The sequence below is a fragment of the Corallococcus terminator genome, assembly GCF_003611635.1.
GTDB lineage: Bacteria > Myxococcota > Myxococcia > Myxococcales > Myxococcaceae > Corallococcus > Corallococcus terminator.
Genome location: NZ_RAVZ01000039.1, coordinates 1 through 24,819, shown reverse-complemented (window position 1 = coordinate 24,819; position 24,819 = coordinate 1). Strand labels below are relative to the sequence as shown.

The following is a 24,819-nucleotide window of genomic DNA, read 5'->3' as shown; positions in this document are numbered from 1 at the left end:
CATGGGTCGCTACATCCTCCGGCGCATGGGCTTCTACCTCATCGCCGCGTGGGCCTCGCTCACGCTCAACTTCGTGATTCCCAGGCTGGCTCCCGGCGACCCGGCCGCGGCCATGTTCGCGCGCTTCGAGGGCAAGGTGGCGCCGGAGGCCATGGGCGCGATGAAGGCCGCCTTCGGCTTCACCGACGCGCCGCTGTACGCCCAGTACTTCACCTACCTGAAGCACCTGATGCAGGGCGACCTGGGCATGTCGTACGCCTACTTCCCGTCGCAGGTGACGGAGGTGATTGGTACCGGCCTGATGTGGACGGTGGCGCTGGCGGGAGTGGCGGTCATCATCAGCTTCGCGCTGGGCTCGTTCCTGGGCGTGCTGGCCGCGTGGAACCGGGGAGGGTGGCTGGACTCCGGCCTCGCGCCCGCGCTCGCGTTCCTGGGTGCCTTTCCGTACTTCTGGCTGGCGATGCTGGCGCTGTACCTCTTCGGCTTCGTGCTGGGGTGGTTCCCGCTTCGCCACGCGTACGGGCACGACATGGAGCCGGGGATGACGTTCGCGTTCGCCGCGGACGTGGCCCGGCACGCGGTGCTGCCGGCGACGTCCATCGTCGTGGCGACGCTGGGCGGGTGGATGCTCGGCATGCGCAACACGATGGTGGCCACGCTGGGCACGGACTCCATCCGGTTGGCGCACGCGCGCGGCCTGCCTCCCCGTCAGGTGATGCTGCGGTACGCGGCGCGCAACGCGCTGTTGCCCAACGTCACCAGCTTCGGCATGGCGGTGGGCTTCGTGCTCTCCGGTTCGCTGCTCACGGAGATCGTCTTCTCCTATCCGGGCACGGGCTACCTGCTCATCCTCGCCGTGCGCAACCAGGACTACCCGCTGATGCAGGGGCTGTTCCTGGTCATCACCCTCGCGGTGCTCGCGGCGAACTTCGCCGTGGACCTCATCTGCCTCTGGTTGGATCCGAGGACCCGCTCGAATGCGTGACTCCCTGCGAAGGCTGCTCCGCCACCGGAAGGCGGCGGTAGGCGGCAGCCTGCTCTTGTTCTTCCTCCTGCTCGCCCTGGTGGGCCCCTGGTTCGTGATGGATCCGACGGACCTCGTCGGCCGTCCGCACCAGCCGCCCTCCTCGGCGCACTGGTTCGGCACCACGGGCCAGGGCCAGGACGTGCTCGCCCAGACGGTGGTGGGCGCGCGCGAGACGCTGGCGGTGGGCTTCGCGGTGGGCGCGCTCGTCACGCTGGTGGGCGCGCTCATGGGTGTGACGGCGGGCTACCTGGGCCGCCGGGTGGACGACGTGCTGTCGCTCACCACAAACGTGTTCCTGGTGATTCCCGGCATGCCGCTGGCCATCGTGCTGGGCGCCTACCTGCCGTCCGGCCCGCTGCGCATGGTGGCGGTGCTGACGGTGGCGGGCTGGGCCTGGAACGCGCGCGTCTTCCGCGCGGAGTCGCTGGCCTTGCGCGGACGCGACTTCGTGTCCGCGGCGGTGGTGACAGGGGAGAGCCACGCGCGCATCGTGTCGCGGGAGCTGTTGCCCAACATGGCGTCGCTGCTGGGCTCGTCATTCATCGGAAACACGCTCTATGCCGTAGGCGCGCAGGTGGGCCTGGAGTTCCTGGGCCTGGGCGACGTCAGCGCGGTGACGTGGGGCACGAACCTGTACTGGGCCGGCAACGACGCGGCGCTGCTCACGCGCTCGTGGTGGATCTTCGTTCCCACGGGCATGTGCATCGCGCTCGTGGGCTTCGCGCTCACGCTGGTGAGCTCCGCCATCGATGAGATGACCAACCCCGCGCTGCGCGTGCACAAGCCCGCGCCGCTGCCCAAGGGGACCGTGGCCCCGGTGCACGTGGACCGGCCCGCGCCGGGCGTGCTCCTGAGCGTGCAGGACCTGAGCATCGACTACGCGACGGAGAAGGGGGCCTCCCGCGTGGTGGACACGGTGTCCTTCGACCTGGCGCCGGGTGAAGTGTTCGGCCTGGCGGGCGAGTCCGGCAGCGGCAAGTCCACCATCGGTTCGGCGCTGCTGGGCCTCCTGCCGTCCTCCGCGCGCATCACGCAGGGGCGCATCCTCTTCAACGGCATGGATGTCACCGCGCTGGAGGGCGCCGGCCTGCGCGCCTTCCGCTGGCGCCAGGTGTCCATGGTGTTCCAGAGCGCGATGAGCGCGCTCAACCCGGTGCTCACGCTGGGCGAGCAGTTCCACGACACGCTGGCGGCGCACGGCCGCGTGTCCCGCGCCACGTCCTACGCCCGCGCTCGGGAGCTGCTGGGCATGGTGGGCCTGTCGCCCGACCTCGTGACGGCGTATCCCCACCAGCTCTCCGGCGGCATGCGGCAGCGCGTGGGCATCGCGCTGGCGCTGGTCCTGGAGCCCCGGCTGGTCATCATGGACGAGCCCACCACGGCGCTGGACGTCGTGGTGCAGAAGGAGCTGCTCCAGCGCATGGTGGAGCTCAAGCAGCGCCTGGGCTTCGCCATCCTCTTCATCACGCACGACCTACCGCTCTTGCTCGCGCTGTCGGATCGCGTGGGCATCCTCCAGGGCGGCAAGCTGGTGGAGCTGAACACCTCCGAGGGGCTGCGCACGAACGCGCGCCACCCGTACACGCAGCTCTTGCTGTCCTCGTTCCCGCACCTCATCGCGGGTGACGTGTCCGTCACGTCGCATGCGCCGGTGGCCCCGGAGCCGTCGGTGTCCCGGCCGTCGATTCGCGTCGCCGCCATCCCCGGAGGTCACCGATGAGCGCGCCCCTGTTGGAGGCCGAAGGGCTCACCCGCAGCTTCTCCGTGGGCGGCTTCTTCTCCCGCGAGCGCCGGCCCATCCTCAAGGGCGTGTCCTTCACCCTCCAGCCGGGGGAGATCGTCGCGCTGGTGGGCGAGTCTGGCAGCGGCAAGAGCACCCTGGCCCGGCTGCTGGCCCGGCTGGACATGCCGGACGCGGGGCACCTGCGCCTCGCGGGCCGCGACGTGCTCGCGGATGGCAGCGCGCAGGCGTCGCTCGACTACCGCGGTCGCGTGCAGATGGTGTTCCAGGATCCGTTCGCCTCGCTCAACCCCGTGCACACGGTGGCGTACCACCTGGAGCGCCCGCTCGTGCGCCACGGCCGGGTGCCGAAGTCGGGGCTGCGCACCAAGGTGCTGTCGCTCCTGGAGTCCGTGGGCCTGACGCCCGCGGAGCACTTCGCCAAGCGCTTCCCGCATGAGCTGTCCGGCGGCCAGCGCCAGCGCGTCGCGGTGGCGCGCGCCCTGGCGGTGGAGCCGCAGGTCATCATCGCGGACGAGCCCACGTCGATGCTGGACGTGTCCACGCGCAAGGGCGTGTTGCAGCTCCTGCGCGGCCTCACGCAGGAGCGCGGCATCGGCATCCTGTTCATCACCCACGACCTGGCGAGCGCGCGGCACCTGGCCGACCGCATCCTCGTGCTCTACGCGGGCACCGTGGTGGAGGCGGGCCGCGCCGAACAGGTGCTGGGCCAGCCGCGCCACCCGTACACCAAGCTGTTGCTGTCCGCCGTGCCGGACGGCGTGGACTTCCTCCAGGCCGCGCTGCCGGTGCGCCCCGCCACGGGCCTGCCTCCGCTCGTGGGTTGCCCCTTCGCCCCGCGCTGCCCTGTTTCAGAGCCGCGCTGCTCCACCCTTCCTCCCCCCGACGTCCTGCCGGCCGCGAACCACCTCGTTCGCTGCCACCTTGAAGCTTCGAAAGGAGTTACCGCCGATGCGTCAGTTTCCTCCTGACTTCCTCTGGGGTGTGGCCACCTCCGCGTATCAGATTGAAGGTGCCACCACGGTCGACGGTCGTGGCGAGTCCATCTGGGACCGCTTCGCCGCCACGCCCGGGAAGATCAACGACAAGTCCGACGGCTCGGTGGCCTGTGAGCACTACCGCCGCTGGCCGGAGGACATCGAACTGATGCGCTGGATGGGGCTGAAGTCCTACCGCTTCTCCATCGCGTGGCCGCGCATCCTCCCGGCGGGCCGGGGCCAGGTGAATACCGCGGGCGTGGACTTCTATTCCAAGCTGGTGGATTCGCTGCTGGGCGCGGGCATCGAACCGTTCGTCACGCTCTACCACTGGGACCTGCCGCAGGTGCTGGAGGACCAGGGCGGCTGGCCCATGCGCGCCACCGGCGACGCGTTCGTGGAGTACGCGGACGTGATGAGCCGCGCGCTGGGGGACCGCGTGAAGCGGTGGATCACCCACAACGAGCCCTGGTGCATCAGCGTGCTGGGCTACGGCAACGGCGAGCACGCGCCGGGCCACAAGGACTGGTCCAAGGCCCTGGCCACGTCGCACCAACTGCTGCTGTCCCACGGCAAGTCCGTGCAGGTCATCCGCTCCAACGTGAAGAACGCGGAGGTGGGCATCACGCTCAACCTCACGCCCGGCGAGCCCGCGTCGCCCAGCCCCGAGGACGCGGACGCGTGCCGCGACTTCGACGGCGGCTTCAACCGCTGGTTCCTGGAGCCCCTCTACGGCCGTGGCTACCCCATGGACGTCGTGGAGGACCACGTGAAGGCGGGTCGCATCCCGAACGCGAAGCTGGACTTCATCCAGGAGGGCGACCTCAAGACGATTTCGGAGCCCACCGACTTCCTGGGCGTGAACTACTACTCGCGCGCGGTGCTGCGCAGCAACCGCATCCCGGAGGAGAAGAACGCGCCCCGTACGGTGTTCGTGAACCCGGCCAAGACGGACATGGACTGGGAGGTCTACCCGAAGGGCCTCACGAAGCTGCTCGTCCACCTGGAGAAGGAATACAAGCCGGGCCCCATCTACATCACGGAGAACGGCTGCGCGTACTCCACGGGCCTGAGCGCGGACGGACGCGTGCACGACACCCAGCGCGTGGACTACCTGCGCACGCACCTGGAAGCGTGCGCGGACGCCATCGGGCAGGGCGTGAACCTTGCGGGCTACTTCGCCTGGTCGCTCCTGGACAACTTCGAGTGGGCGTACGGCTACGAGAAGCGCTTCGGCCTGGTCTACGTGGACTACGCCACCCAGCAGCGCACCCCGAAGGACAGTGCCCACCTCTACCGCGACGTCGTGGCCCAGAACGGCCTGGACGTGGAGCAGGCCGCTTGAAAAAGCTCTTTCTGACGACGACGTGTCTGGCGCTGTGTGGCGCGCAGGCCGTGGCGCAGCAGCCCGGGGCAGGGGCGCCCATCCAGGCGCCGGCCGCGAGCCAGCCGCCCTCCGCGGGCCCCGTGGATGCCGCCGCGCCGACCGCCCCGGTGGAGGCGACGCCGACGCCCGCGGCTCCGGAGGTCGCGCCTTCTCCCGCGCCCGCGGCCGTGGCCCCGCCCGAAACCACCGTGCACGGCGCCGCCATGCGCACGACGGTGACGCGCGTGATCCACGACGAGCGCGGCTTCAAGCTCCAGGTGGACGGCCGGGACTTCGCCATCCACGGCATCAACTGGGGCTACACGCCCATTGGTGAGAACTACCGGTACTCGCTTTGGATGCAGTCGGAGGACTTCATCAAGCAGGTGCTGGCCAAGGAGATGGGCCTGCTGCGCGACGCGGGCATCAACGCCATCCGCCAGTTCGACGACATCCCGCCCCAGTGGGTCGAGTACATCTACCGGAACTACGGCATCTACACGATGCTCAACCCGCTGATGGGCCGCTACGGCCACGCCGTCAACGGGGTGATGGTCCCCAACATCGACTACTCCAACCCCGCGCACCGCAAGGCCATCCTCGACGCGCTGGCGCAGAAGGTCGAAGTCTACCGCGACGTGCCCGGCGTGCTGATGTGGCTGCTGGGCAACGAGAACAACTACGGCCTGCACTGGACGTCGTTTGAAATCGAGGCGCTGCCCGGCCACGAGGACGCCGCCCGCGCGGAGTCGTTGTACACGCTCTACGGTGAAGCGACGCGCACGGTGAAGAAGCGGGACACGAACCACCCCGTGTCCATCGCCAACGGCGACCTGCAGTACATCGACCTCATCGCCAAGCACTGCCAGGACCTGGATGTGCTGGGCACGAACGTGTACCGGGGCGCCACCGCGCGCGACATGTTCGCGGAGGTGAAGCAGAAGCTCAACAAGCCGGTGTTCTTCTCCGAGTTCGGCGCGGACGCGTACGACGCCAAGGCGGGCCGCGAGGACCACGTGGCGCAGGCCGAATACCTGCGCACGCAGTGGGAGCAGATCTACCTGGAGAGCTACGGCCAGGGCCTGTCGGGCACGGCCGTGGGCGGCTTCGTGTTCCAGTGGGTGGACGGCTGGTGGAAGATGGGCCAGGAGGCCAACCTCTCCATCCACGACACCACCGCGTCCTGGCCCAACGGGGGCTACACGTCCGACTTCGTCCCCGGCCAGAACAACATGAACGAGGAGTGGTTCGGCATCGCGGCCCTGGGCCCGCCGGACGACAACGGCATCAGCGGCATCCAGCCGCGCACCGCCTACTACGTGCTCCAGGCCGCCTTCCGGTTGGATCCGTACGCGCCCACGACGAACCCGGACACCATCCGCCAGTTCTTCGCGGGCATCCGTCCCTCCGCGCTCACCAGCAGCTACACGTCGTCGGTGGCGCTGGCGCGCACGGAGGAGCTGAGCGCGGTGCGGGTGTCCAACCTGCGGCTGCTGCTGGACAGCTCGCTGTCGCGCGGCAGCATCGCGACGGTGCGGCCCAACCGCAGCTCCGCGGACCACACCCAGTCCGTCTACTTCGACCTGGCGGTGCAGCCGACCAGCGGCGTCTACGGTCGCGCGTCGTTCAACGTCGTGGGCAACGTCGCGCAGAACCGGCTCAACAACCTGTTCTACGAGAACCGCGGCGCGCGCTCCGCGCCGGGCACGGGCACGGGCAGCAATCCCACGACCCCCGGCTCACCGGGGACGTCCAACAACCCGCTGGACAGGCTGGCGCTCTACCAGGCGGAGTTCAAGGTGGACCGGGCGGACTTCGCGCTCGAGGGCTACTACCGCACCGGCCACTACCACTGGGGCGAGGAGGGCGACTTCTTCGGCCTCTACCGCGAGGCCAACTACGGGCCGAACCTGGACATCTACAACGGCAACGCGCCCTTCGGCGTGGTGTTCAGCGGCAAGCGCAACCTGGAGGGCCTGAAGGTGGCGGTGGGCCCGGAGCTGTACTGGGGCGCCAACCCCTCCGCCGTGGCCAAGTACCGCAACAACGTGGGCCCGGTGAACATCACCCTGGTGCACCAGGAAGACCTGGCGCAGGGCGCTTCGTCCGGCACCGCCTCCGTGGTGCGTGAGCGCATCGCGCGCAGGACGGCGCTGAACTTCCAGTACGCCGCCGGCAAGATGGTCCTGGACGTGGGCGGCCTGCTCTCCGCGCCCCAGCGCATCGGCGAGACGTTCACCTATACGCGGCAGGCGGCCGCGGACGCGCCCAGCTACCTCAACAGCGGCTACGACGTGCTCCAGGATCAGGTGCAGTTCCTGGACACCCTGGGCGCCAAGGCGCGGCTCACCTACGACATGGGCATGGTGCGCTGGCTCCTCCAGTCCTCCATCCGCGGCCTCGTCGCGGACAGCGGACCGGAGCAGGCCAACATCATCACCGGCTGGAGCCTGCGCGAGAGCGGCCGAGGCAACCACTACGCCGGCCAGGTGGGCGCCGCGCTCCAGTTCGGCATGATCCAGGTCTCCCCGAACCTGCTCTACCAGAAGCCCCTCGTCGGGCCGAACCCGACCATCAACGACGCGTTCGACCCCGCCACGGGCCAGTACTTCGCGGGCGTGAAGCCGCGCAGTGTGCTGGTGGATGCCTTCACCGTGTTGGACAACCGCGAGACACTGGGCGCGGAGCTGCTCATCACCTTCGACCCGACGCCCGGCACCTGGTTCTGGGCGTGGGATAGGGATCTGCGCGAGGACGCGCCGTTCGCGGCGGGCCTGGACATCGTCTACCGCCACCAGCCCACGTCGCGTGACGCCAGCATCGCCATCCTCGCGGATGGCAGCACCATCGCCTTCGGCCGCTCGCCCGTCGCCCGCGACGAGTGGGAGACGACGCTGCGCATGGTGGGCAATCCCAGCCAGCGCCTGCGCCTGTTCGGCACGGCGTTCGTGGGCAGCAACCAGTCCGCGGGCGAGGACGACCGGCAGATCCACCGCTTCGGCCTGGACGGCTCCGTGCTCTACGACACGCTGCTGCTCGCGACGCAGTTGCGCTTCAACGACTGGGGTCCGTACGACTACCACCGCGTCTTCAACCTCACCTACCCGGTGCAGCTTGGCGGGGACCTGTCCTACGGGTTGAAGAAGCCGGTGCTGGGCGCGGTGTCCACGCGCTTCGGTCTGCGCGGCCTGGTCCGCATGCTGGATGAGTACTCGGAGGGCCTCAACGACCGGGGCATCACCGAGGGCTTGAAGGGCCGCGAATACGAGGTGGGCGCGTATGCCATCCTTTCTCTCTGAGGGACGACGCATCATGAGGACTGCTCTGCTGGTGGCCGCCGTGGCGTCGCTGTCCGGCTGCTACGAGGATCCGACGATCATCTACGGCCGCTCGCTGGAGGACATGACCTTCGTGGTCACGGACCCCCTGATGGGCGTCTACCCGAACACGTCCGTGCTGGACGACCCGTACAACCCCTTCCGGTTGTCGGGCGTGGGCACCGAGACGAAGTGGGACATCCAGGCCAGCGCGAGCCCCGTGGCGGGCTTCTATTCCTGGGCCACCATCCTGGCCCAGGGGCCGTACGGCGAGGCGCAGTACTACGTGGGCGTGCAGCTCGCGGCCATCTACCAGCGGGGCCTGGCGGATCAGGCCAGCCTTCCGCAGACGCGGGAGATGGCGGTGAAGGCCTTCCAGTCCGTGCTCGACAACTTCCCGGACGCGGTGACGTACGACGCGTCCGGCACCATCGCCTATGACCTGGTGACGCCCGCGTACAAGGGCGTCGTGGAGCTGGGCGGCACGGTGACGGGCGGCTGGGTGATGGTGAAGACCTCCAGTGGTGCGGACCGGGCGGTGAAGCCATGAAGAAGCCGTTGTGGGGCTTGCTGTTGATGCTGTCCGCCTGCCGCCCGGATCCGGGCCCGGCGGACTACTCGGGCCAGGGCCCCATCGGGAACAACAACGACGGCGGGACGGACCCCGAGGAGGAGGTCCTGCCCGGGCCGTTCCCCTTCGAGGACGGTCAGCGCCGCCTGATGGTGGGCATCTTCTATGAGACGGGCCACTCCGAGGAGGTGGTGCTCGACAACGTCGACACCAACTTCTACCTCTACGACAACACCGTCTACGTGGAGGACATCTTCGACCCCGTGGAGGACCGCGTGGAGGGCAAGTTCGCCACGAAGATCGTCCAGAACGGCAAGCCGTGGATGGGCTTCGGGGTGCACTGGACCAACGTGCACAACCTGGACACGTGGAAGACGCTCCACGTCAGCATGAAGTCCTCGGAAGCCGCCTTCGCGAACGTGAAGATCGGCATGTCCAGCGGCGTGAAGACGGATGAGAAGGGCTATCCGCTCGCCGCCTCCAAATACGGCTACGTGAATGACGGTGCGTGGCATCACCTGGCCATCCCCATCGCGGACTTCACCGCGGCGGGCCTGAAGCTCAACGCCGTGTCGTCACCGTTCACCTTCGCCGCTGAAGGTGGTGCCGCCGGTCAGTCTCTCCTGCTCGACAACTTGTACTTCACCGCGAACTAGGCAGGACGCAGTGCCAGGAGGGTGGGCCGGCTGTCGAGGATGACAGCCGGAACGCCCGAGCCTTGTCTTGACGTCGCCGGCGCCCCCGCGTCCGGCGCCGTCGGGGCAGGGAAGCAGTTGCTCCAGCCAGGCAGTCCCCCTGCGTTTGACGCGCGTCCTGGTCGTGCGTCCAGACGCATGCCTCACGGTGTTCCTACTCAAGGAGTCGTCCCCCAATGTGTGAATATTCAGCCGAGTTGTCAAGAACGGGCGCGAAGCCAGTTCTGCTCGAAGCACCACCCGGTGTCTGGTTGAAGAAGGCCTTCGCCGCGGTCGCGATGCTGGTGTCCGTGCTGGCCGCTTCACCGGCCCAGGCCCAGACGAACGTGGCGTTGAACCGGCCCACCACCACCTCTTCCGCGGAAGACATCTTCCTGGGTCAGTACGCGGTGGACGGCAATGGCGGCACGCGCTGGGGCAGTGCCTTCACGAACAATGAATGGATCACCGTGGACCTGGGGCAGACGCGCACGATTTCGCGCGTGGTGCTGACCTGGGAGGCGGGCTACGCCACGGGTTACAAGATCCAGGTGTCGGCCAACGGCACGACGTTCACCGACGCGCTCACCGTGACCAACGGCGACGGCGCGGTGGATGACCTGTCCCTGCCGGCGGGGACCACCGGCCGCTACGTCCGCATGCAGGGCGTCACCCGTTCGGGCGCGTTCGGCTATTCCCTCTGGGAGTTCGCCATCTACGAGACGGGGGGCACCACGCCTCCGCCCGTCACCACGGACCTGGCGCTGAACAAGCCGGCCACGGCGTCCAGCGTGGAGGGCAACTCCGAGTACCTGCTGCCGGGCTTCGCGTTCGACGGCCTGGGCACGACGCGCTGGGCCTCCGTCGGCGAGGTGGATCCCCAGTGGATCCGCGTGGACCTGGGGTCCTCCCAGGTGGTGGGCAAGGTGGTGCTGGACTGGGAAGGCGCCTACGGCAAGACGTATACGATTGACGGCTCCAACAACGACACCACGTGGGTCACCCTCAACACGGTGACCAACGGCGCGATCGGCCGTCGGGAGATTCCCGTCTCCGGCACCTACCGCTACATCCGCATGCGCGGCACGGAGCGCGGCACTGGCTACGGCTACTCGCTGTGGTCCTTTGAGGTCTACCAGTCCGGCGGCACCAACCCTCCGCCGACGCAGACCACCAACCAAACCATCAAGCTGAACTTCCCTGAGCTGGCGTACGCGAAGATCAACGTGTCGCCCGCGCCCATCAGCGTCACGCCGGTGCCGGAGGAGGGCAACACCACGCCGTCCGTGCGCAACCCGCCTGGGCCGTTCACCTACCAGCTCACGTTCCCGCCCAACACGACGGTGACGCTGTCGAAGAACCAGTTCTCACCCACCCAGCCCAACACGGACATCCGCCTGGCGGTGGTGGACTACAATGGCAGCCAGCAGCGCGGGCAGTCCGTCAGCGCGCTGGCGGTGCAGGGCGCGGACTGGAACGTGGAAATCTTCTCCACGGGCAATGGCCCCACGGACCCTCGCGATCCGACCATCATCCCGGATCCCTACGTGGCGCCCGCGCCGCTGCCGGTGACGGGTTCGTTCCGGCTGGTGACGCCGACGAACAATACGATGGTGACCACGACGCGCCGTCCCACCCTGACGTGGGCCCCCGTCACGGGCGCGACCAACTACAGGCTCTACGTCAACCTGTCGCGCAACGACTACGACTGGATGGCGCCGGGCAGCCTGTTGGAGCGCTACACGCAGGTGGCGTCGCAGATGGGCACGTCCTTCACGTTCACGGAGGACCTGCCGGATCGCTGGACGTACAAGTGGTACGTGGTGGCGACGCTGTCGGGCAGCACGCCGCGCTCCGACATCGGCAACTTCAGCGTGTACCTGCCGACGGTGGAGACGCAGGCGGACGGCGTCAACATCATCAATGGCTCGCGCGACCTGAACAAGAACGGGACCATCGAGCCGTACGAGAACTGGCGCAACCCCATCTCCGTGCGCGTGAGCGACCTGATGGGCCGCATGACGCTGCATGAGAAGGCCATGCAGATGTTCTACGACGCCAAGGAGTACCCGCTGGCGGGCTTCCAGATGGGGCCGCTGTCCCCCACGGACATCCCCATGTTCCAGAGGGCGTCCGCAGCCACGCGGCTGGGCATCCCGCACATCGACGCGGGTGACTCCATCCACGGCTACAAGACGAGCTGGCCCACGCAGCCGGCGCTCGCCGCTTCGCGCGACCTGGACACCGTCTATGAGATGGGTGACATCCAGCGCCGCGAGCAGATCGCCATTGGCAGCCGGGGCACGCTGTCTCCGCTGGCGGAGGTGAACACCAAGGTCCTCTATCCTCGCACGCAGGAAGGCAACGGCGAGGACGCGGAGCTGGCGTCGGGCATCACCCGCGCGCTGATCGCCGGTCTCCAGGGCGGCCCGGAAGTGAACCCGAACTCCATCTGGGTGACGACGAAGCACTGGCCGGGCCAGGGCGCTGGCGGTGAGGCGGGCATCACCTACGACGGCACCACGATCCACTACCACATGCGTCCGTGGCACGCGGCCATCGAGGCGGGCACCAGCGGCATCATGCCGGGCTACGCCGGAAGCTGGCTGCTGGGGCCGGAGGGGTACGGCGCGGGTGACAACCCGGGCATCCTCAACTACCTGCGCACGAAGCTGAACTACGACGGCGTCATCTGTTCGGACTGGCTGCCTTCCGGCGCGTGGGTGCGGTCCGCCACGGCGGGTTCGGATGTCATGGGCGGCGCGACGCCGTCCGCGATGGCCAACTTCGAGAACGAGGTGCCGCTCGCCCGCATCAACGATTCGGTGCGCCGCATCCTCGACCTGAAGTTCCGCCTGGGCATCTTCGAGGACCCGTACAAGAACGGCCCCGCGGGCACCTCCGAGTGGCACACCGCTACCAGCAAGGCCGCCGTCCGCCGGGCTTCGCAAGGCGCGATGACGCTGCTCAAGAACGACGGCGCGCTGCCCATCCGGCTGCCGGCGGGGAGGACGATCGTCATCGCGGGTCCCCGCGCGGACGACATGTCCTGCATGGTGACCTGGCGTTCGGACTTCCACGGCTACGAGTTCGGCGACCCGACCATCTACACGGCGGTGAAGGCGCGCGCGGAAGCGGCGGGCCTCACGGTCTACAAGGATGCCGCCCCCGCGGGCGTGACGCCGGATGCGGCCATCGTGGTGGTGGGTGAGAGCTACTTCACGCACGGCACGGAGTGGGACAAGGAGAAGCCGTACCTGCCTGGAGATCCGATTGGCCCGGCCCACGACGCGAAGTGGGGCGACCAGTTCGGCGTCATCAACAGCTTCAGGTCGCGGGGCATCCCCACGACCACGGTGATGATCATGCCGCGGCCGTATGTCCTGACGAACGTGATGCCCATCTCCAACGCGTTCCTCATCGCCTACCGCCCCGGTGACATGGGCGGCTTCGCGGTGGCGGACGTGCTGTTCGGCGACGTGCTGCCTCGCGGCAAGACGCCGTGGCAACTGCCGCGTGCCATGAACCAGATTGGCACCGACGTGGAGAACGACCAGTTGGAGCGCTGGGATCTGCCGTACGACCTGGGTGCCACGGCGGCGGAGCGGGCGACGATCCGCGCCAAGATCGCCGCGGGCGAGCACATCGAGCCCATCTACGGCAACCCGCTGTTCCAGTACGGCGCGGGCATCCAGGGCTTCGGCCTGACGGATGCGACGGCGCCGGTGGCGTTCAGCCTGCTGACGCCGGCGAACAACCTGGTCATCACCGGCACGCGTACGGCGTTCACCTGGAACGCCAGCAGCGATCCGCAGACGGGCATCCAGCGCTACGAGGTCTTCATCGACGGCAACCCGGCGCCGGTGGCGATCACGAAGACGCCGTCCGCTCCGCTGGAGAGCCTGAAGCTGGCGAACGGGACGCACACCTGGTTCGTCAAGGCGTTCAACTGGGCGAACGGGGTGACGCAGTCGCCCACGTTCACCTTCACGCTGAACGACACGACGCCTCCGGCGGCCTTCGCGGCGCTGTCGCCGTCGGCGGGCCAGGCGGTGCCGGGCACGGCCACGCGCTTCATCTGGGAGCAGACCACGGACGTGGGCGCGGGCGTGTCGGAGTACGTGCTCATCGTGGATGGGGCGGACCGCACGCCGACCATCCTCCGCAGCGCGGCGACCCCTGCCGGGACGAACCTGGCGCGGGGCAAGAACGTGGCGGCCACCTCGTCCGAGTTCGGCAGCCCGAACGACGCGGTGGACGGCAGCCTGACGACGCGTTGGTCGAGCGTCGGCACGGCGACGACGGGTGACACCGACTCCATCACGGTGGACCTGGGCGCCATCTACAGCATCAAGCGCATCCTGCTGAACTGGGAGGCCGCGTACGGCCGGCGCTACGTCCTGGAGACGTCGCTGGACGGGGCGACCAACTGGGTGGCCCTGAGGACGGTGGACACCGGCGACGGTGGCATCGACGACTGGACGGGCCTCACGGGCGTGGGCCGCTACGTGCGCATGCGCGGTGTGCAGCGTGCGACGGCCTACGGCTACTCGCTGTGGGAGTTCGAGGTGTACGGCGTGGGCACCGAGCAGACGACGGTGAACGGGCTGGGCACGGGGACGCACACGTGGCGCGTGCGCGCGGTGGACGGCGCGAACAACACCACGCTGTCTTCCGGGCCCATCACCTTCACGAAGTAGCCGGGTGAGGGTTTGAGCTGAAGGGGAGGGGCGGCCGGATGATGGCCGCCCCTTTTCCGTTGTGACGACCGGTGGGGAGGCTCCGGTCCGTATCCGTTGCGTGCCCCTGTCCCTGCTCCGCCGCGTCCTGTCGCTGCTGGTCGTCCTGGGGCTGGGGTGCGAGTCGCCCGCGCCGCCTCCCATCAAGGACGTGGATGGACCTCCCCTGGCATACGCGGTGGACCTCTACGACCTCGCGTTCGATCTCACGACCCGCGAGCTCACCTCCCGGCTGTGGCTGGACGTGAAGGGGGCCCGGGAGGGCTGTCTGTCCATTCCGGCCCCGGAGGGGGTGACGGACGTGCGGTGGCAGGGCGTGCCCGCGGTGAGCACGCGCACGGTGGACGGGACGCTGGAGGTCTGCGGGCGGTCGCTGTTGGAAGGTGCCCCTTGGATCGACAGCCGTTACGTCGTCCCGGAGGCCACGCACCTGTACACCCAGGTGGGGTTCTCCCGGCGTCCCGACCTCCACGGTGATGTGTTCTCGTACCTGCTGGGCTGGGTGGAGTCGTGCGACTTCCTCGGCCCCTGTGACGACGCGCCCGACCGTCTCTCGCACTTCACGTTCGAGGTGACGCACGCGCCCGGAGCGGTGGTGCTGTGCCCGGGCACCTTGTCCCATCCGGATGAGACCCACACCCGCTGCGAGCTGCTGGGAACGCGGGCGCCCACGTACTCGGCCTTCATGGTGGCCTCCCATCCCGCGTGGAAGCGCACGCGGCTGGTGGACTCGGACGTGGGCCGGGTGGACCTCTACGAGGCTCCGGGGGGCCTGCTGTGGCCCGCGCTGGACGCGGCGGTGGTGGAGGATTTCTTGAGGTGGATGACGGCGCGCTTCGGTCCGCTTCCGTATGGCCCCGAGCTGCGCGTGGCGGCGGCGCCCACGGAGTGGCTGGGGATGGAGCATCCGGCCAACATCGTCCTGCGGGACAACCTGCCGCTCTTGCCGAAGGTCTACGCCAACATGGCGCTGCACACGTGGATGCACGAGGTGGTGCACCAGTGGGCAGGCAACCGGACCACGCTGGCCAGCGCCCGGGACTATCCCTGGAAGGAGGCGGTGGCCGAATACCTCACGTACGTCTATGAGGACGAGCACCGGGACGGGGAGGCGGCTTCCACGCTCGCGTACTGGGACCGGCTGGCCCGCACGGCCTCCTACCATCTGCGCCCGAGCGATGTGCCGGCGCCGCCCTTCATCTCCTTCGCCAATGACATCTACGGCTCGGGGCCGATGATCCTCCTCTTGCAGTTGGAGTCCCTGCTGGGCCGGGCCCAGGTGCTCGCCGCGCTCCAGGTGTTCCTGGCCGAACCTGGAGCGCGGAGCATCGCGGACCTTCGCGCCGCGCTCGAAGGGGCGTCTGGCGTCAGTCTCCAGCGCTACTTCGAGACCTGGGTGGACGGGGCAGGGGAGCCGGACTGGCCCTTCTTCCAGGTGGAGTGGCGGGAGGAGCAAGCGCTGACGCTGACCGTGACGCAGCGGACGGTCGCGGGCACCGTGTATCCCTGCGTGGTGGAGCTGGAGCTCCAGGGGGATGCCCCGGAGCAGCGGCAGCGCTTCACCGTCTCCTACGGGCTGGAGCCCTTGTCCGCGACGGTGCGCGCCACCGTGCCGCTCCCGCCGTGGACCGTCCGGCGGGTAGAAGTGGATCCCCGGAACAGGTTGGTCAACCGCAGGAGCGCGGGGCTCCTGCGGGAGCAACCCGGCTCAGGGTTCGAGCTGCGGTTGCAGCGTCCAACTGAAGGTGATGCCCTCCAGGAGGATCGTCCCGGACAGCTCGCCATTCGGCTTCACGAGCTGCGGTGTGGCCGTGGGTTCACCCGAGTCCGTGAAGAGGATGTTCCCGGGCGCATCCAGCTCCGGTCCATGGCAGTCCCTACCACTGACGGCGACGCTCACGATGCGTCCGTCGCCGAGCGCCGATCTGTACGCGCGCGATGCGTGCGACAGCCAGGCCTGGGTGTCGGGATCCGGTGACTTCAATTCATTGAAGGGGTTCATCAACATCGCCCCGCCCGAGGGCCCCAGCGAGTACTTGGTGGGCCCGTGCGTGTAGTTGCACCCTCCGAACCCGTAGCTGATGTCGAGCGTGAAGTCGCCGCTGGGCGGCATGATCATGAAGGCCCCCAGCCGCTTCGTGTGCGGAAGGAGCGGATGCTCATAGTTCGCAGTCGCGAAGGCCCCCAGCACCTGGTACTCCAGGTTCGCGTCGATGATCTTTCCCCGGCCCGACCAGCTCGGATCCACCAGGACAGCCTTCGAGGTGCCCTTGTACTTCCAGCAGCCCACGTTGCTGCGCTTGATGTACGGCTTCTCCGCCGCCTTCAGGCTCCCGCCGCCGCCGGGTGCGAACTTCGCGTTGCTGGTGATGATGATCAGGTCCTGCACCCGCTGCGACTTCATGTCGCGGCAGAGGCCCACGTATTCGTATTCGCTCCAGTCCTCCTCGTGCCACTGCCCGCTCGCGTCGTTCCAGAGCGCGAGCACCTTCACCGGGTCCTTCGACTCGGTGATGTTCTTGAACCACCCGTTGTGGAAAAGTATGGAGCGCGTGTTCGGGTCGCTGAACGTGTAGTGGTGGTAGCGATTGGCCAGATTTTCCAGTTCGTCCTGGAGCTCTGCCTTGTGCTCGGGCGCGCCGGCCAGATCGCCGCTGAAGTAGTTGAACTTCACCTTTTCCGTGAGTTTGTCCCACACCTTGAAGGACTCACCCTTGGTGTCGATGGGCGCCTGGTTCCAGAGCGCCTTCGCGAACTCCGGCCAGACCTTCTCCAGCTTGCCGGGCACGACGGAATCCACCGCGGTGAGGCTGGAGGTCTCCGTGGTCAGCTTCTCGAGCGCCGCCACCACGACGGCTGGGCTGTGCTTCTTCGCCAGGTATTGGAAGAACAGGTAGGCGCCGTAGTCGCGTTCGACCTTCGAGTCCTGCTTGGTGCAGTGGCCCTGGGTGCGGTTCTCCAGGGACAGGGCCGGGGTGTTCATGAAGCAGTCGGCGTATTCGTGCTCAAGCTGAGATGTCTGTCCATACACGTGGTCGATGGCCCAGTTCGCGGTCGCATCGCGGATCCATCCGTAGCGGGTCTGCCAGTCCTTCGTCTTGTAGGACCACTGGATGGCGTGCATCAACTCATGCACCGCGGCGCCCTTGAGCCTCGTCGCGTCCGTGATCTTCTTCGGGTCGTTGGGGTCGACATCGGCAAGTTTGCCCGACAGCAGGATGTAGGTGGCTGCCTGTGTGTTGTCGAAGCCCTCCGGGACGGTCAACCCCGGGGCGGACATGTTTGCGACCAGGTAGATGTCAATCTGGGAGCTCCCCCCGTTGCAGCCGCCGTAGGCCTCGTCGGTGAGCGGCTCCTTGAGCCCCAGCGCCATCAGCTTCGGCCAGATCTCCTTCTCCACCGCCGCGTCGAGGATCTCGGCCTGCTCGCGCTGACCCGCGTATTGGAACTGGTACCAGACCCTCACCTTCGCGAACGTCTTGGACTGGTAGTCCCAATGGGCGCCGCTGGGGCGGCAGGAGGGTCGCGCCATGCTGCTCAGCCGGGCGTCGGGCATGGGCGCGTTGAGCCAGCTTCCCGGGTCGTCCGGGCGCAACAGGTACATCCCGAGCGCCTGCTGCATCGGCGCGGAGAGGTCGTCGAAGCGCTCGCGCAACTCTTCGAGCGACGTGGCGTCGAACCCCGGCTCGACGCGGGCCTTGTACTGGATGGGCAGGCGGGGGTCGCTGAACGCGGCGTACACCCGATAGGCCAGCAGTTCCTCGTCGTTGATGAGACCGGCCTCACGCGCGGACGCCAGGACCTCGTCGCTCGAACGCCCGGAGGCATCGCCCGGCGTCACGAGCACCGACAGGGTCGCGCTCACCGACCCGACCCTGGCGGTGATGACCGACCCGCCCGTGGCCACGCCTTCCAGCCGGCCGTCGGTCACCTTGACGTACTCGGGCAGGTAGGAGGACCAGGTCACCTTGACGTTCTTGAGCACGCGGCCGGTGGCGTCGAACGCCTGCGCCCCCAGCGCCAGGGATTCGCCCACCAGGAGCGTGGCCCCGTTCGGCGTGAGGGTGAGCGCGGCCACCTGGTCGCTTTCGTCCTCCTCTCCAGGCGTCGGATCAGGTTCGGTGGAACCGCAGGCGAGGATGAACGTGAGCAGGCACAGCGCGAGCCGGGAGGCTCCATGAAACACAGGCATTGCCAGACCTCGAAGTGTCGAAGAGGCAGAACAAATACCATGGGTGATTCCCGGTGCGACCCCCTGGCCGTGCAATGACAGATTGTCTTGAAAAAGAAGGCCCCTGTTGCCTGGGAGGCAACAAGGGGCCGGGAACCGCAAGGGATTGGCGTGGGGACTACGGCGTGGGCACGGCCACGGCGGGAGCGCCCTCGGTGGGCGCGGCGGCGGCGGCGGCGGCGGCGGCAGCAGCGGCGGCAGCGGCGGCTTCCTCGGCGGCCTTCGCCTCGGCCTGCTTGCGGACGGCTTCGGCCTCCGCGCGCCTGGCGACCTCGACCTTGGCGGCGGCCTGCATGCTGGCGAGGCCCTTGTCGAAGTCCTTGCCGACCATCTTGTCCATGTCGATGAAGACCGAGAACGCCTTGCTCATGAAGCCGTTCTCACCGGTCATGGTCCAGGTGACGGCGGTGCCGTCCTGCACGGGCTTGAACGTGAACGTCGTGGTGCTGGTGGCGGCGAAGGGCTTGATGAACTCCAGCTTGATGCGGACGGACTCGTTCGCGCGGCTTTCCTCGTTGGTCATCCGGCCTTCGCCCACATCGTCGTTGCCCGTCCACGCGTAGGTGGCCCCGGTGCCCGACTCCGCGCCGCCGAAGACGCGCTTCAGGTTCGGATCCAGGTTGTCCCACGGAGACCACTGGTTCCACTGGTGGAAGTCGTTCACCAGCGCGAAGGCGACGTCCGGCGTGCCCGGCACCGTGGCGGTGCGCGACAGCGTGAAGGTGTCGGGGCGGGTGGCGATGAAGGCGAGCAGCAGCACCAGCGCGGCGGCAAGGCCAATGGCGATCTTCTTGAGCATGGGTGTCCTCGGAACGACAGCCCCGGGAAGGGGCGCAGGCGTCTTAGGCCCTCCGTCCTCCGGCGCTCAAGCCCCCCACCTGGATTCGGAAGGAGGCACCACCCAGGGTGCGCCAGGGTGACGCCCTGGGTCGTGCCCGCCCTCCTTCGTGTGAGCCCACACGGCGCCTTGCTACAGCGGCCGGATGTTCGCCGCCTGCGGTCCCTTCTGCCCCTGCGTGACATCGAATTCGACCCGCTGGTTCTCCTCCAGGGACCTGTAGCCGTCCGTCTGGATGGCGGAGAAGTGAGCGAACACGTCCGCACCTCCGTCATCCGGGGTGATGAAGCCAAAACCCTTGTCCGCGTTGAACCACTTCACGACTCCCGTCGCCATGTCGCCGTCCTTGTGAGCCGCCCCTGGGAAAATCCAGGCGGTGTTCTTGAATCTGGGAACGGAGGGAAGGGAGCCATCCCGACCTGGGGTCGCGGGGGGCGGCGGGCGCGGCCAGGTCCGCATGCCCTGCTCGGGGCGGATCCCGTATCCTGTCCGTGAATGCGCGTGCCTTCCCCCCTCCTGACCCCCGACACCGCACGGAGTCTGTCCCTGTCGAGGACCCTGGGTGAGCCGGACCGCTCTCCGCACGCCCTGCGACAGGGGCTGGGCTGGGACGCGTCATCGCGCTTCCTGTTGTCGGTCCGGAACCGGGGTGAGGCTCAACTGCGTTGGTGGGACCTGGATGCGGAGGGGAACGCTCCGCTCTTCACGCGCCCCCTGGCCGGTGGCGTGGCGGCGTGGTTCCTGCCTGATTCCCAGACCCTCCTGTCCGTGACGGTCCGGGGGGCCCTGCAGACGTGGTCGGTCACCGACGGTGCGTTGCTGTCCACGGTGACGACAGGGATGTCCGTCTGCGGCGCGTGTCTGTCATGGGATGGGACGCGAGTGCTGCTCACGGGAGCGGCAGGGCGCGTCCTGCTCTGGGATCTGCGGCGCGGCTGGCAGACCTGGCGCCGGGATGAGCGCATGTATCTCTATGGCTGTGCGCTCTCACCCGATGGCGCCTTCGCCGCCGCGGGGGCCGCCGAGGAGCGGGAGGGCGCGGTGACGCTCGCGTCACTCCGCCTCTGGGAGGCGAAGACCGGGAAGCTGGTGGGCAGTCGCTCCTTCGAGTCCTCTCGCATCTGGACCGTGGCGTTCGTCCCCTCAGGAGACCAGCTCATCGCCGCGAACACGGCGGGGGAGCTGCTGTTCCTGAGCCTGCCCTCACTCGACGTCGTGCGAGTGCTGACAGGACCGGGTTCGGGAGTCCTCCAGTTGGAATTCAACCCGGCGGGCTCCCTGATCGCGGCCAGCCCGGACACGAGCGCCTTCGTGGTGCTGAACGTCCACGACGGGCAAAAGCTCTTCGCCTATTCGGACCTGGACGACCTGCAGGGCAGCTCCGTGACGTTCTCTCCCGACGGGCGCTGCGTGAGCTGGGGCATGGACGACGGCAAGGTCGGAGTCTGGGGCGTCGTCGAGCCCCGAAAGGGCTGAGCCACCGTCGGTGGACTGTGATGGATGCGTTGCCATCCCGCCCCTTTGGCCGGGCCCACTCATCCTGGAGTTCAGTCATCCGCGGCCAGGGAAGACTCCAGCGGCCGGACGTGGATCGCCCGTGGCCCCTGGCGGCCCGTGAAGTACTCGAAGGAGACCGCCTGGCCCCGGGTCAGGACCGGGTCGCCGTCCGCTTCGATGTCTTCCCGGAGCACGACGACGTGCGCACGCCCCCCGCGGTCGGGAGCAATGAAGCCAAAGCCCATCGCGAGGTTGAACCACTGCACGATGCCCGTTCGTCTTCGCATCGCACGGAATCTGGGAATGGCAGGGACGAACCCCACCAACCCCGGGGTCGCAGGGGCGATTGGGCGTCCAGCGAACATCCCCGAGACAAACCCCGGTCCACCCCGTGGGCTCCACCGCTCCCGTGATTAGCGTGGGGCACCAGGAGGTGGATGTGGCGAAGCCGCGACAGGCGGTCCGGAAGCGCTCGACGCATGAGCGGCGCTCCGACACCGCGCTGCTCATCATCGACGTCATCAACGACCTGGACTTCCCCGGCGGGGAGAACGTTCTGCCCTGGGCGCTGCGCATGGTGGAGCGGCTGGGCCCGTTCGCGCGGAAGATGCGCGGGGCCGGCGTGCCGGTCATCTACGTCAACGACAACTTCGACCTGTGGCGCAGCAACTTCGCGGACGTCTACAAGCACTGCACGCGGCGCGACAGCCGGGGCCGCGCGGTCGCCCGGGCCCTCAAGCCACTGCCCGCCGACTACTTCATCCTCAAGCCCAAGCACTCGGCCTTCTTCGCCACGTCGTTGGTGCCCCTGCTGGAGCACCTGGGCACGAAGAAGCTGTTGCTCGCGGGCATCGCCACCAACCTGTGCGTCTTCTTCAGCGCCCACGACGCGCACATGCACGAGTACAAGATCACCGTGCTCAGCGACTGCTGCTGCGCGGAGAGCGACAAGGACCACGACCTGGCCCTCGATCAACTCCAGCGCTTCCTGCGGGTGCGCGTGTGCCGGGGGGATGAAGTGAAGCCCGTCCGCCACTCGCGGCGCGCCGCGACCCGCAAGCCCCCGCCCGAATGGAAGTGATGGGGGCTGCCCTCAACCCGGCTCAGACGTCCTTGTCGTCATCGTCGTCGAGGATGTGGCACTTCTGATCCTCGTCGAGCGCCTTGCCGATGACCTGCTTCACCAGGTCCTCGCCGTTGAGCTCCATCGAGAAGTTGACCTTCTCACCGCCCACGTCCTCCTGCTTGTCCACCTTGAGCTTGCCACCCAGGGCCACGGCGTTCCCGTCGACGCGCGCGCCCGCGGGCACTCGCACCTCGCCGCCCAGGGACACCACGTCGCCCTTCACCCGCGCCCCGGCCTCCAGGATGACGCGGCCCCGGACGGCGGCCACGTCGTTGTCCACCACCGCGCCCTTCTTCACGATGACGTCCCCGTCCACCGCGACCGCGTCCTTGATCTTCTCCCCGGGCTCGATGATCAGGTCCGTGCCCTGGACCGCCTTGCTCCCATCCTTCACGTTGACGCAGACCCGCTTCACGGGGGCCCTGGCCGGCTTCGCGGGCTCCGCCGCCAGCGCGGGCACGGCCAGCGAGCAGGCGAGGACGAGGGTCGGCAGGAAGGGGCGGCGCATGGTGGAAGCCTCCGTGAAATGGAAGATGCGGAAGGGGGACGGCATGCCATGCCTACGGCCGGCGCCGTCCCCCCATTGCATCCCCTGCATCACACCGGTGCGGCATCCACCCCGGAGCCAGCGCCCCCGCCGAGCACGTCCTTCGCCGCGTCGATGGCTTCGTGCGTCCCCGCGAGCGCCAGGATGTCCCCCGCGCGCAGCACCTCCTGCGCGGAAGGCACCAGCACCCCTTCGGTTCCCCGGCGGATGGCCAGCACCGTGGCCCCCGTCATGCCGCGCAGGTTGAGCTCCGCCAGCGTGCGGCCCACCGCGGCGCTGGACGTGGCCAGCGCCACCGACTCCGGCTCCCCCAGACCCGGCAGCAACTGACGCACCCCGTGCAGGACGTCCGGGGCGGCTTCGTCGTCCCCCGTCTTCGCGTGGGACTGGGCCGCCAGCGCTTCGACAATCACCTGCGCTCCGGCGCGCATGTGGCCCTGCAGGTGCGTGGCGCTCTTCCAGAAGGCGAACCCCAGCACCCCCAGCGAGATGAGCAGCAGCACCGCGCCCGGGACGCCCGGCAGGAACGGCTGGGTGATGGCCACCACCGGCGCGCCCACCATGAAGACGCTCGCCAGTTGCAGCGCCACCACCAGCATCCGGCGCGGCGCCGCCGCCAGGTCCACCTTGCCGCCCGGCACCGCCGGCAGCGCCCCTTCCGCCAGGACGACGCCCAGCCGGCGCGCCACGCGGATGATGCCCACGCAGAAGGGCAGGGCCAGCACGACCGCCAGACCGATGACGATCATCGGAGTGAGGGTCACGTTCCCCTCGATGCGCGAGTCGATGTACGCCGTCACCTGGGGCAGCATCACCGACGTGCCGATGACGATGACCGTGAGCAGCGCCGCGTCCAGCAGCAGCATCATCGCCATGCGCCGCACGTTCGCGCCCACCGTCTTCTGGCGCGGCGACGTGCGCAGGTTCTCCACCCAACTGCCGTAGAGCGACGCGAACGTCTGCAGCGGCGCGGGCAGCTTGCGGTCCACCCAGTTGGCCAGCGGTCCGGACGCGCGGATGAGCCACGGCGTCGTCAGCGTGGTGATGGCCGACACGGCCACCGCCACCGGGTACAGGAAGGTGCCCGTGGCCTTCAGCGTCAGGCCCAACCCCGCGATGATGAAGGAGAACTCACCAATCTGCGACAGGCTCAGGCCCGCCTGCACGGACGTGCGCGTGCCGTTGCCGGTGAAGAATGCGCCCAACGTGACGCTGATGATCTTCCCGAAGACGACCACCAGCGTGAGCACCAGGATGGCCAGCCAGTGCTCGCGGATGAGCGCCGGGTCGATGAGCATGCCCACCGACACGAAGAACACCGCGCCGAACAGGTCGCGCACCGGCTGCACCAGGTGTTCAATGTCCTTGCCTTCGCCGGACTCCGCCACCAGCGAGCCCGCGAGGAACGCACCCAGCGCCACCGAATAGCCGAACGCCTGCGCCAGCAGCGCGATGGCGAAGCAGATGCCGATGCTGCTCACCAGCGTCGTCTCCGGACGCTGGAGCTTCGTGATGGCGCGCATCACCCGGGGCACGACCAGCAGGCCAATGACGACCAGCCCCACCAGGAACGCGGCCAGCTTCCCCACCGTCAGCGCCAGGTCGCCCGCGGACAGGCCGGAGCCAGTGGACACCGCGGTGAGCATGGCCATCAAGAGGATGCCGATGAGGTCCTCCACGATGAGGATGCCCACCACGATGCTGCGCAGCGCGCCCCGGATGTTCTGTTCGTCGAACGCCTTGGCGATGATGGTGGTGCTGGAGATGGCGATGCAGCAGCCGGTGAACAGGCTCTCCAGCATCGTCCAGCCGAAGGCGCGGCCCACGATGAAGCCCAGCCAGACCATCACGCTGCACTGGATGACGGCGGTAAGCCCCGCGGTGGGGCCCACCTGGAACAGCCGGCGCAGGCTGAACTCCAGTCCCAGGGAGAACATCAGCAGGATGACGCCCAACTCCGACAGCGTCGTCACGATGTTGGGGTCCGCCACCAGCGGGATGGGCACGTGCGGCCCGATGATGACGCCCGCGAGGATGTAGCCCAGCACCACCGGTTGGCGCAGGCGCTGGAAGAGGACCGTGGTGACCGCCGCGACACAAAGGACGGTGGCGAGGGCTTGGAGGAAGGCGTGGGCGTCGTGCATGGGAGGCGCCTTGGAGAACGGGGG

General features: G+C 68.4%; 16 protein-coding genes. 11 read left to right on the top strand and 5 right to left on the bottom strand.

Features of this window, described 5'->3' with window-relative positions:
- Position 1: 1 nt before the first annotated feature.
- The 9 genes from D7V88_RS08535 (at position 2) to D7V88_RS08495 (ending at position 16,390) form a co-directional block, all read left to right on the top strand.
- Positions 2–985, top strand: a complete 984-nt coding sequence (locus D7V88_RS08535) for an ABC transporter permease (RefSeq protein WP_120540114.1) — start codon at positions 2–4, stop codon at positions 983–985.
- The gene (locus D7V88_RS08530) at positions 978–2,747 is read left to right on the top strand and encodes a dipeptide/oligopeptide/nickel ABC transporter permease/ATP-binding protein (protein WP_120540113.1); all 1,770 of its coding nucleotides are present in this window, start codon (positions 978–980) and stop codon (positions 2,745–2,747) included. The genes D7V88_RS08535 and D7V88_RS08530 overlap by 8 nt, the downstream gene beginning before the upstream one ends.
- Entirely contained in the window at positions 2,744–3,739 is a 996-nt protein-coding gene (locus D7V88_RS08525; RefSeq protein ID WP_120540112.1) for an ABC transporter ATP-binding protein, read from the top strand. Before D7V88_RS08530 ends, D7V88_RS08525 begins: the two co-directional genes overlap by 4 nt.
- Positions 3,720–5,090, top strand: coding sequence for a GH1 family beta-glucosidase (locus tag D7V88_RS08520; protein ID WP_120540111.1), 1,371 nt, complete (start codon positions 3,720–3,722; stop codon positions 5,088–5,090). The genes D7V88_RS08525 and D7V88_RS08520 overlap by 20 nt, the downstream gene beginning before the upstream one ends.
- The gene (locus D7V88_RS08515; RefSeq protein ID WP_120540110.1) at positions 5,087–8,410 is read left to right on the top strand and encodes a glycoside hydrolase family 2 TIM barrel-domain containing protein; all 3,324 of its coding nucleotides are present in this window, start codon (positions 5,087–5,089) and stop codon (positions 8,408–8,410) included. Before D7V88_RS08520 ends, D7V88_RS08515 begins: the two co-directional genes overlap by 4 nt.
- Positions 8,411–8,423: 13 nt before the next feature.
- The gene (locus D7V88_RS08510; protein WP_208726180.1) at positions 8,424–8,978 is read left to right on the top strand and encodes a hypothetical protein; all 555 of its coding nucleotides are present in this window, start codon (positions 8,424–8,426) and stop codon (positions 8,976–8,978) included.
- The gene (locus D7V88_RS08505; RefSeq protein ID WP_120540108.1) at positions 8,975–9,655 is read left to right on the top strand and encodes a putative glycoside hydrolase; all 681 of its coding nucleotides are present in this window, start codon (positions 8,975–8,977) and stop codon (positions 9,653–9,655) included. Before D7V88_RS08510 ends, D7V88_RS08505 begins: the two co-directional genes overlap by 4 nt.
- A gap of 290 nt (positions 9,656–9,945) precedes the next feature.
- Positions 9,946–14,373 carry a discoidin domain-containing protein gene (locus D7V88_RS08500; RefSeq protein WP_341870664.1) on the top strand — a complete coding sequence of 1,476 codons (4,428 nt, stop codon included), beginning with the start codon at positions 9,946–9,948 and terminating at the stop codon, positions 14,371–14,373.
- 100 nt (positions 14,374–14,473) lie between these two features.
- On the top strand, positions 14,474–16,390 hold the full coding sequence (locus D7V88_RS08495) for a M1 family aminopeptidase (protein WP_158625042.1): 1,917 nt from the start codon (positions 14,474–14,476) through the stop codon (positions 16,388–16,390).
- Positions 16,391–18,761: 2,371 nt separating this feature from the next.
- On the opposite strand, the gene D7V88_RS08490 is transcribed toward D7V88_RS08495, so the two are convergent.
- Entirely contained in the window at positions 18,762–19,442 is a 681-nt protein-coding gene (locus tag D7V88_RS08490) for an SRPBCC family protein (protein ID WP_120540105.1), read from the bottom strand.
- Positions 19,443–19,613: 171 nt separating this feature from the next.
- Positions 19,614–19,817: a transcription antiterminator/RNA stability regulator CspE gene (gene cspE / locus D7V88_RS08485; protein WP_120540104.1), complete on the bottom strand. Its 204-nt coding sequence runs from the start codon at positions 19,815–19,817 to the stop codon at positions 19,614–19,616.
- A gap of 165 nt (positions 19,818–19,982) precedes the next feature.
- Here cspE and D7V88_RS08480 point away from each other — a divergent pair, with 165 nt between their 5' ends.
- On the top strand, positions 19,983–20,957 hold the full coding sequence (locus D7V88_RS08480; RefSeq protein ID WP_147448664.1) for a WD40 repeat domain-containing protein: 975 nt from the start codon (positions 19,983–19,985) through the stop codon (positions 20,955–20,957).
- A 71-nt stretch (positions 20,958–21,028) separates the two neighbouring features.
- On the opposite strand, the gene D7V88_RS08475 is transcribed toward D7V88_RS08480, so the two are convergent.
- The gene (locus D7V88_RS08475) at positions 21,029–21,265 is read right to left on the bottom strand and encodes a cold-shock protein (RefSeq protein ID WP_120540131.1); all 237 of its coding nucleotides are present in this window, start codon (positions 21,263–21,265) and stop codon (positions 21,029–21,031) included.
- 152 nt (positions 21,266–21,417) lie between these two features.
- Here D7V88_RS08475 and D7V88_RS08470 point away from each other — a divergent pair, with 152 nt between their 5' ends.
- Positions 21,418–22,059: a cysteine hydrolase family protein gene (locus tag D7V88_RS08470; RefSeq protein ID WP_120540102.1), complete on the top strand. Its 642-nt coding sequence runs from the start codon at positions 21,418–21,420 to the stop codon at positions 22,057–22,059.
- A 22-nt stretch (positions 22,060–22,081) separates the two neighbouring features.
- Here D7V88_RS08470 and D7V88_RS08465 read toward each other — a convergent pair whose 3' ends face one another.
- Together D7V88_RS08465 and D7V88_RS08460 are read right to left on the bottom strand one after the other, a co-directional pair.
- The gene (locus D7V88_RS08465) at positions 22,082–22,612 is read right to left on the bottom strand and encodes a polymer-forming cytoskeletal protein (protein WP_120540130.1); all 531 of its coding nucleotides are present in this window, start codon (positions 22,610–22,612) and stop codon (positions 22,082–22,084) included.
- An 89-nt stretch (positions 22,613–22,701) separates the two neighbouring features.
- Positions 22,702–24,795, bottom strand: a complete 2,094-nt coding sequence (locus tag D7V88_RS08460) for a monovalent cation:proton antiporter family protein (RefSeq protein WP_120540129.1) — start codon at positions 24,793–24,795, stop codon at positions 22,702–22,704.
- Between the last annotated feature and the right edge of the window lie 24 nt (positions 24,796–24,819).

What these genes read in the sequence shown, in the direction of transcription:
- D7V88_RS08535 (WP_120540114.1), top strand. Translation starts at nt 2, where the DNA reads ATGGGTCGCTACATCCTCCGGCGCATGGGCTTCTACCTCATCGCCGCG.
- D7V88_RS08530 (WP_120540113.1), top strand. Translation starts at nt 978, where the DNA reads ATGCGTGACTCCCTGCGAAGGCTGCTCCGCCACCGGAAGGCGGCGGTA.
- D7V88_RS08525 (WP_120540112.1), top strand. Translation starts at nt 2,744, where the DNA reads ATGAGCGCGCCCCTGTTGGAGGCCGAAGGGCTCACCCGCAGCTTCTCC.
- D7V88_RS08520 (WP_120540111.1), top strand. Translation starts at nt 3,720, where the DNA reads ATGCGTCAGTTTCCTCCTGACTTCCTCTGGGGTGTGGCCACCTCCGCG.
- D7V88_RS08510 (WP_208726180.1), top strand. Translation starts at nt 8,424, where the DNA reads ATGAGGACTGCTCTGCTGGTGGCCGCCGTGGCGTCGCTGTCCGGCTGC.
- D7V88_RS08505 (WP_120540108.1), top strand. Translation starts at nt 8,975, where the DNA reads ATGAAGAAGCCGTTGTGGGGCTTGCTGTTGATGCTGTCCGCCTGCCGC.
- D7V88_RS08490 (WP_120540105.1), bottom strand. Translation starts at nt 19,442, where the DNA reads ATGCTCAAGAAGATCGCCATTGGCCTTGCCGCCGCGCTGGTGCTGCTG.
- cspE (WP_120540104.1), bottom strand. Translation starts at nt 19,817, where the DNA reads ATGGCGACGGGAGTCGTGAAGTGGTTCAACGCGGACAAGGGTTTTGGC.
- D7V88_RS08475 (WP_120540131.1), bottom strand. Translation starts at nt 21,265, where the DNA reads ATGCGAAGACGAACGGGCATCGTGCAGTGGTTCAACCTCGCGATGGGC.
- D7V88_RS08465 (WP_120540130.1), bottom strand. Translation starts at nt 22,612, where the DNA reads ATGCGCCGCCCCTTCCTGCCGACCCTCGTCCTCGCCTGCTCGCTGGCC.
- D7V88_RS08460 (WP_120540129.1), bottom strand. Translation starts at nt 24,795, where the DNA reads ATGCACGACGCCCACGCCTTCCTCCAAGCCCTCGCCACCGTCCTTTGT.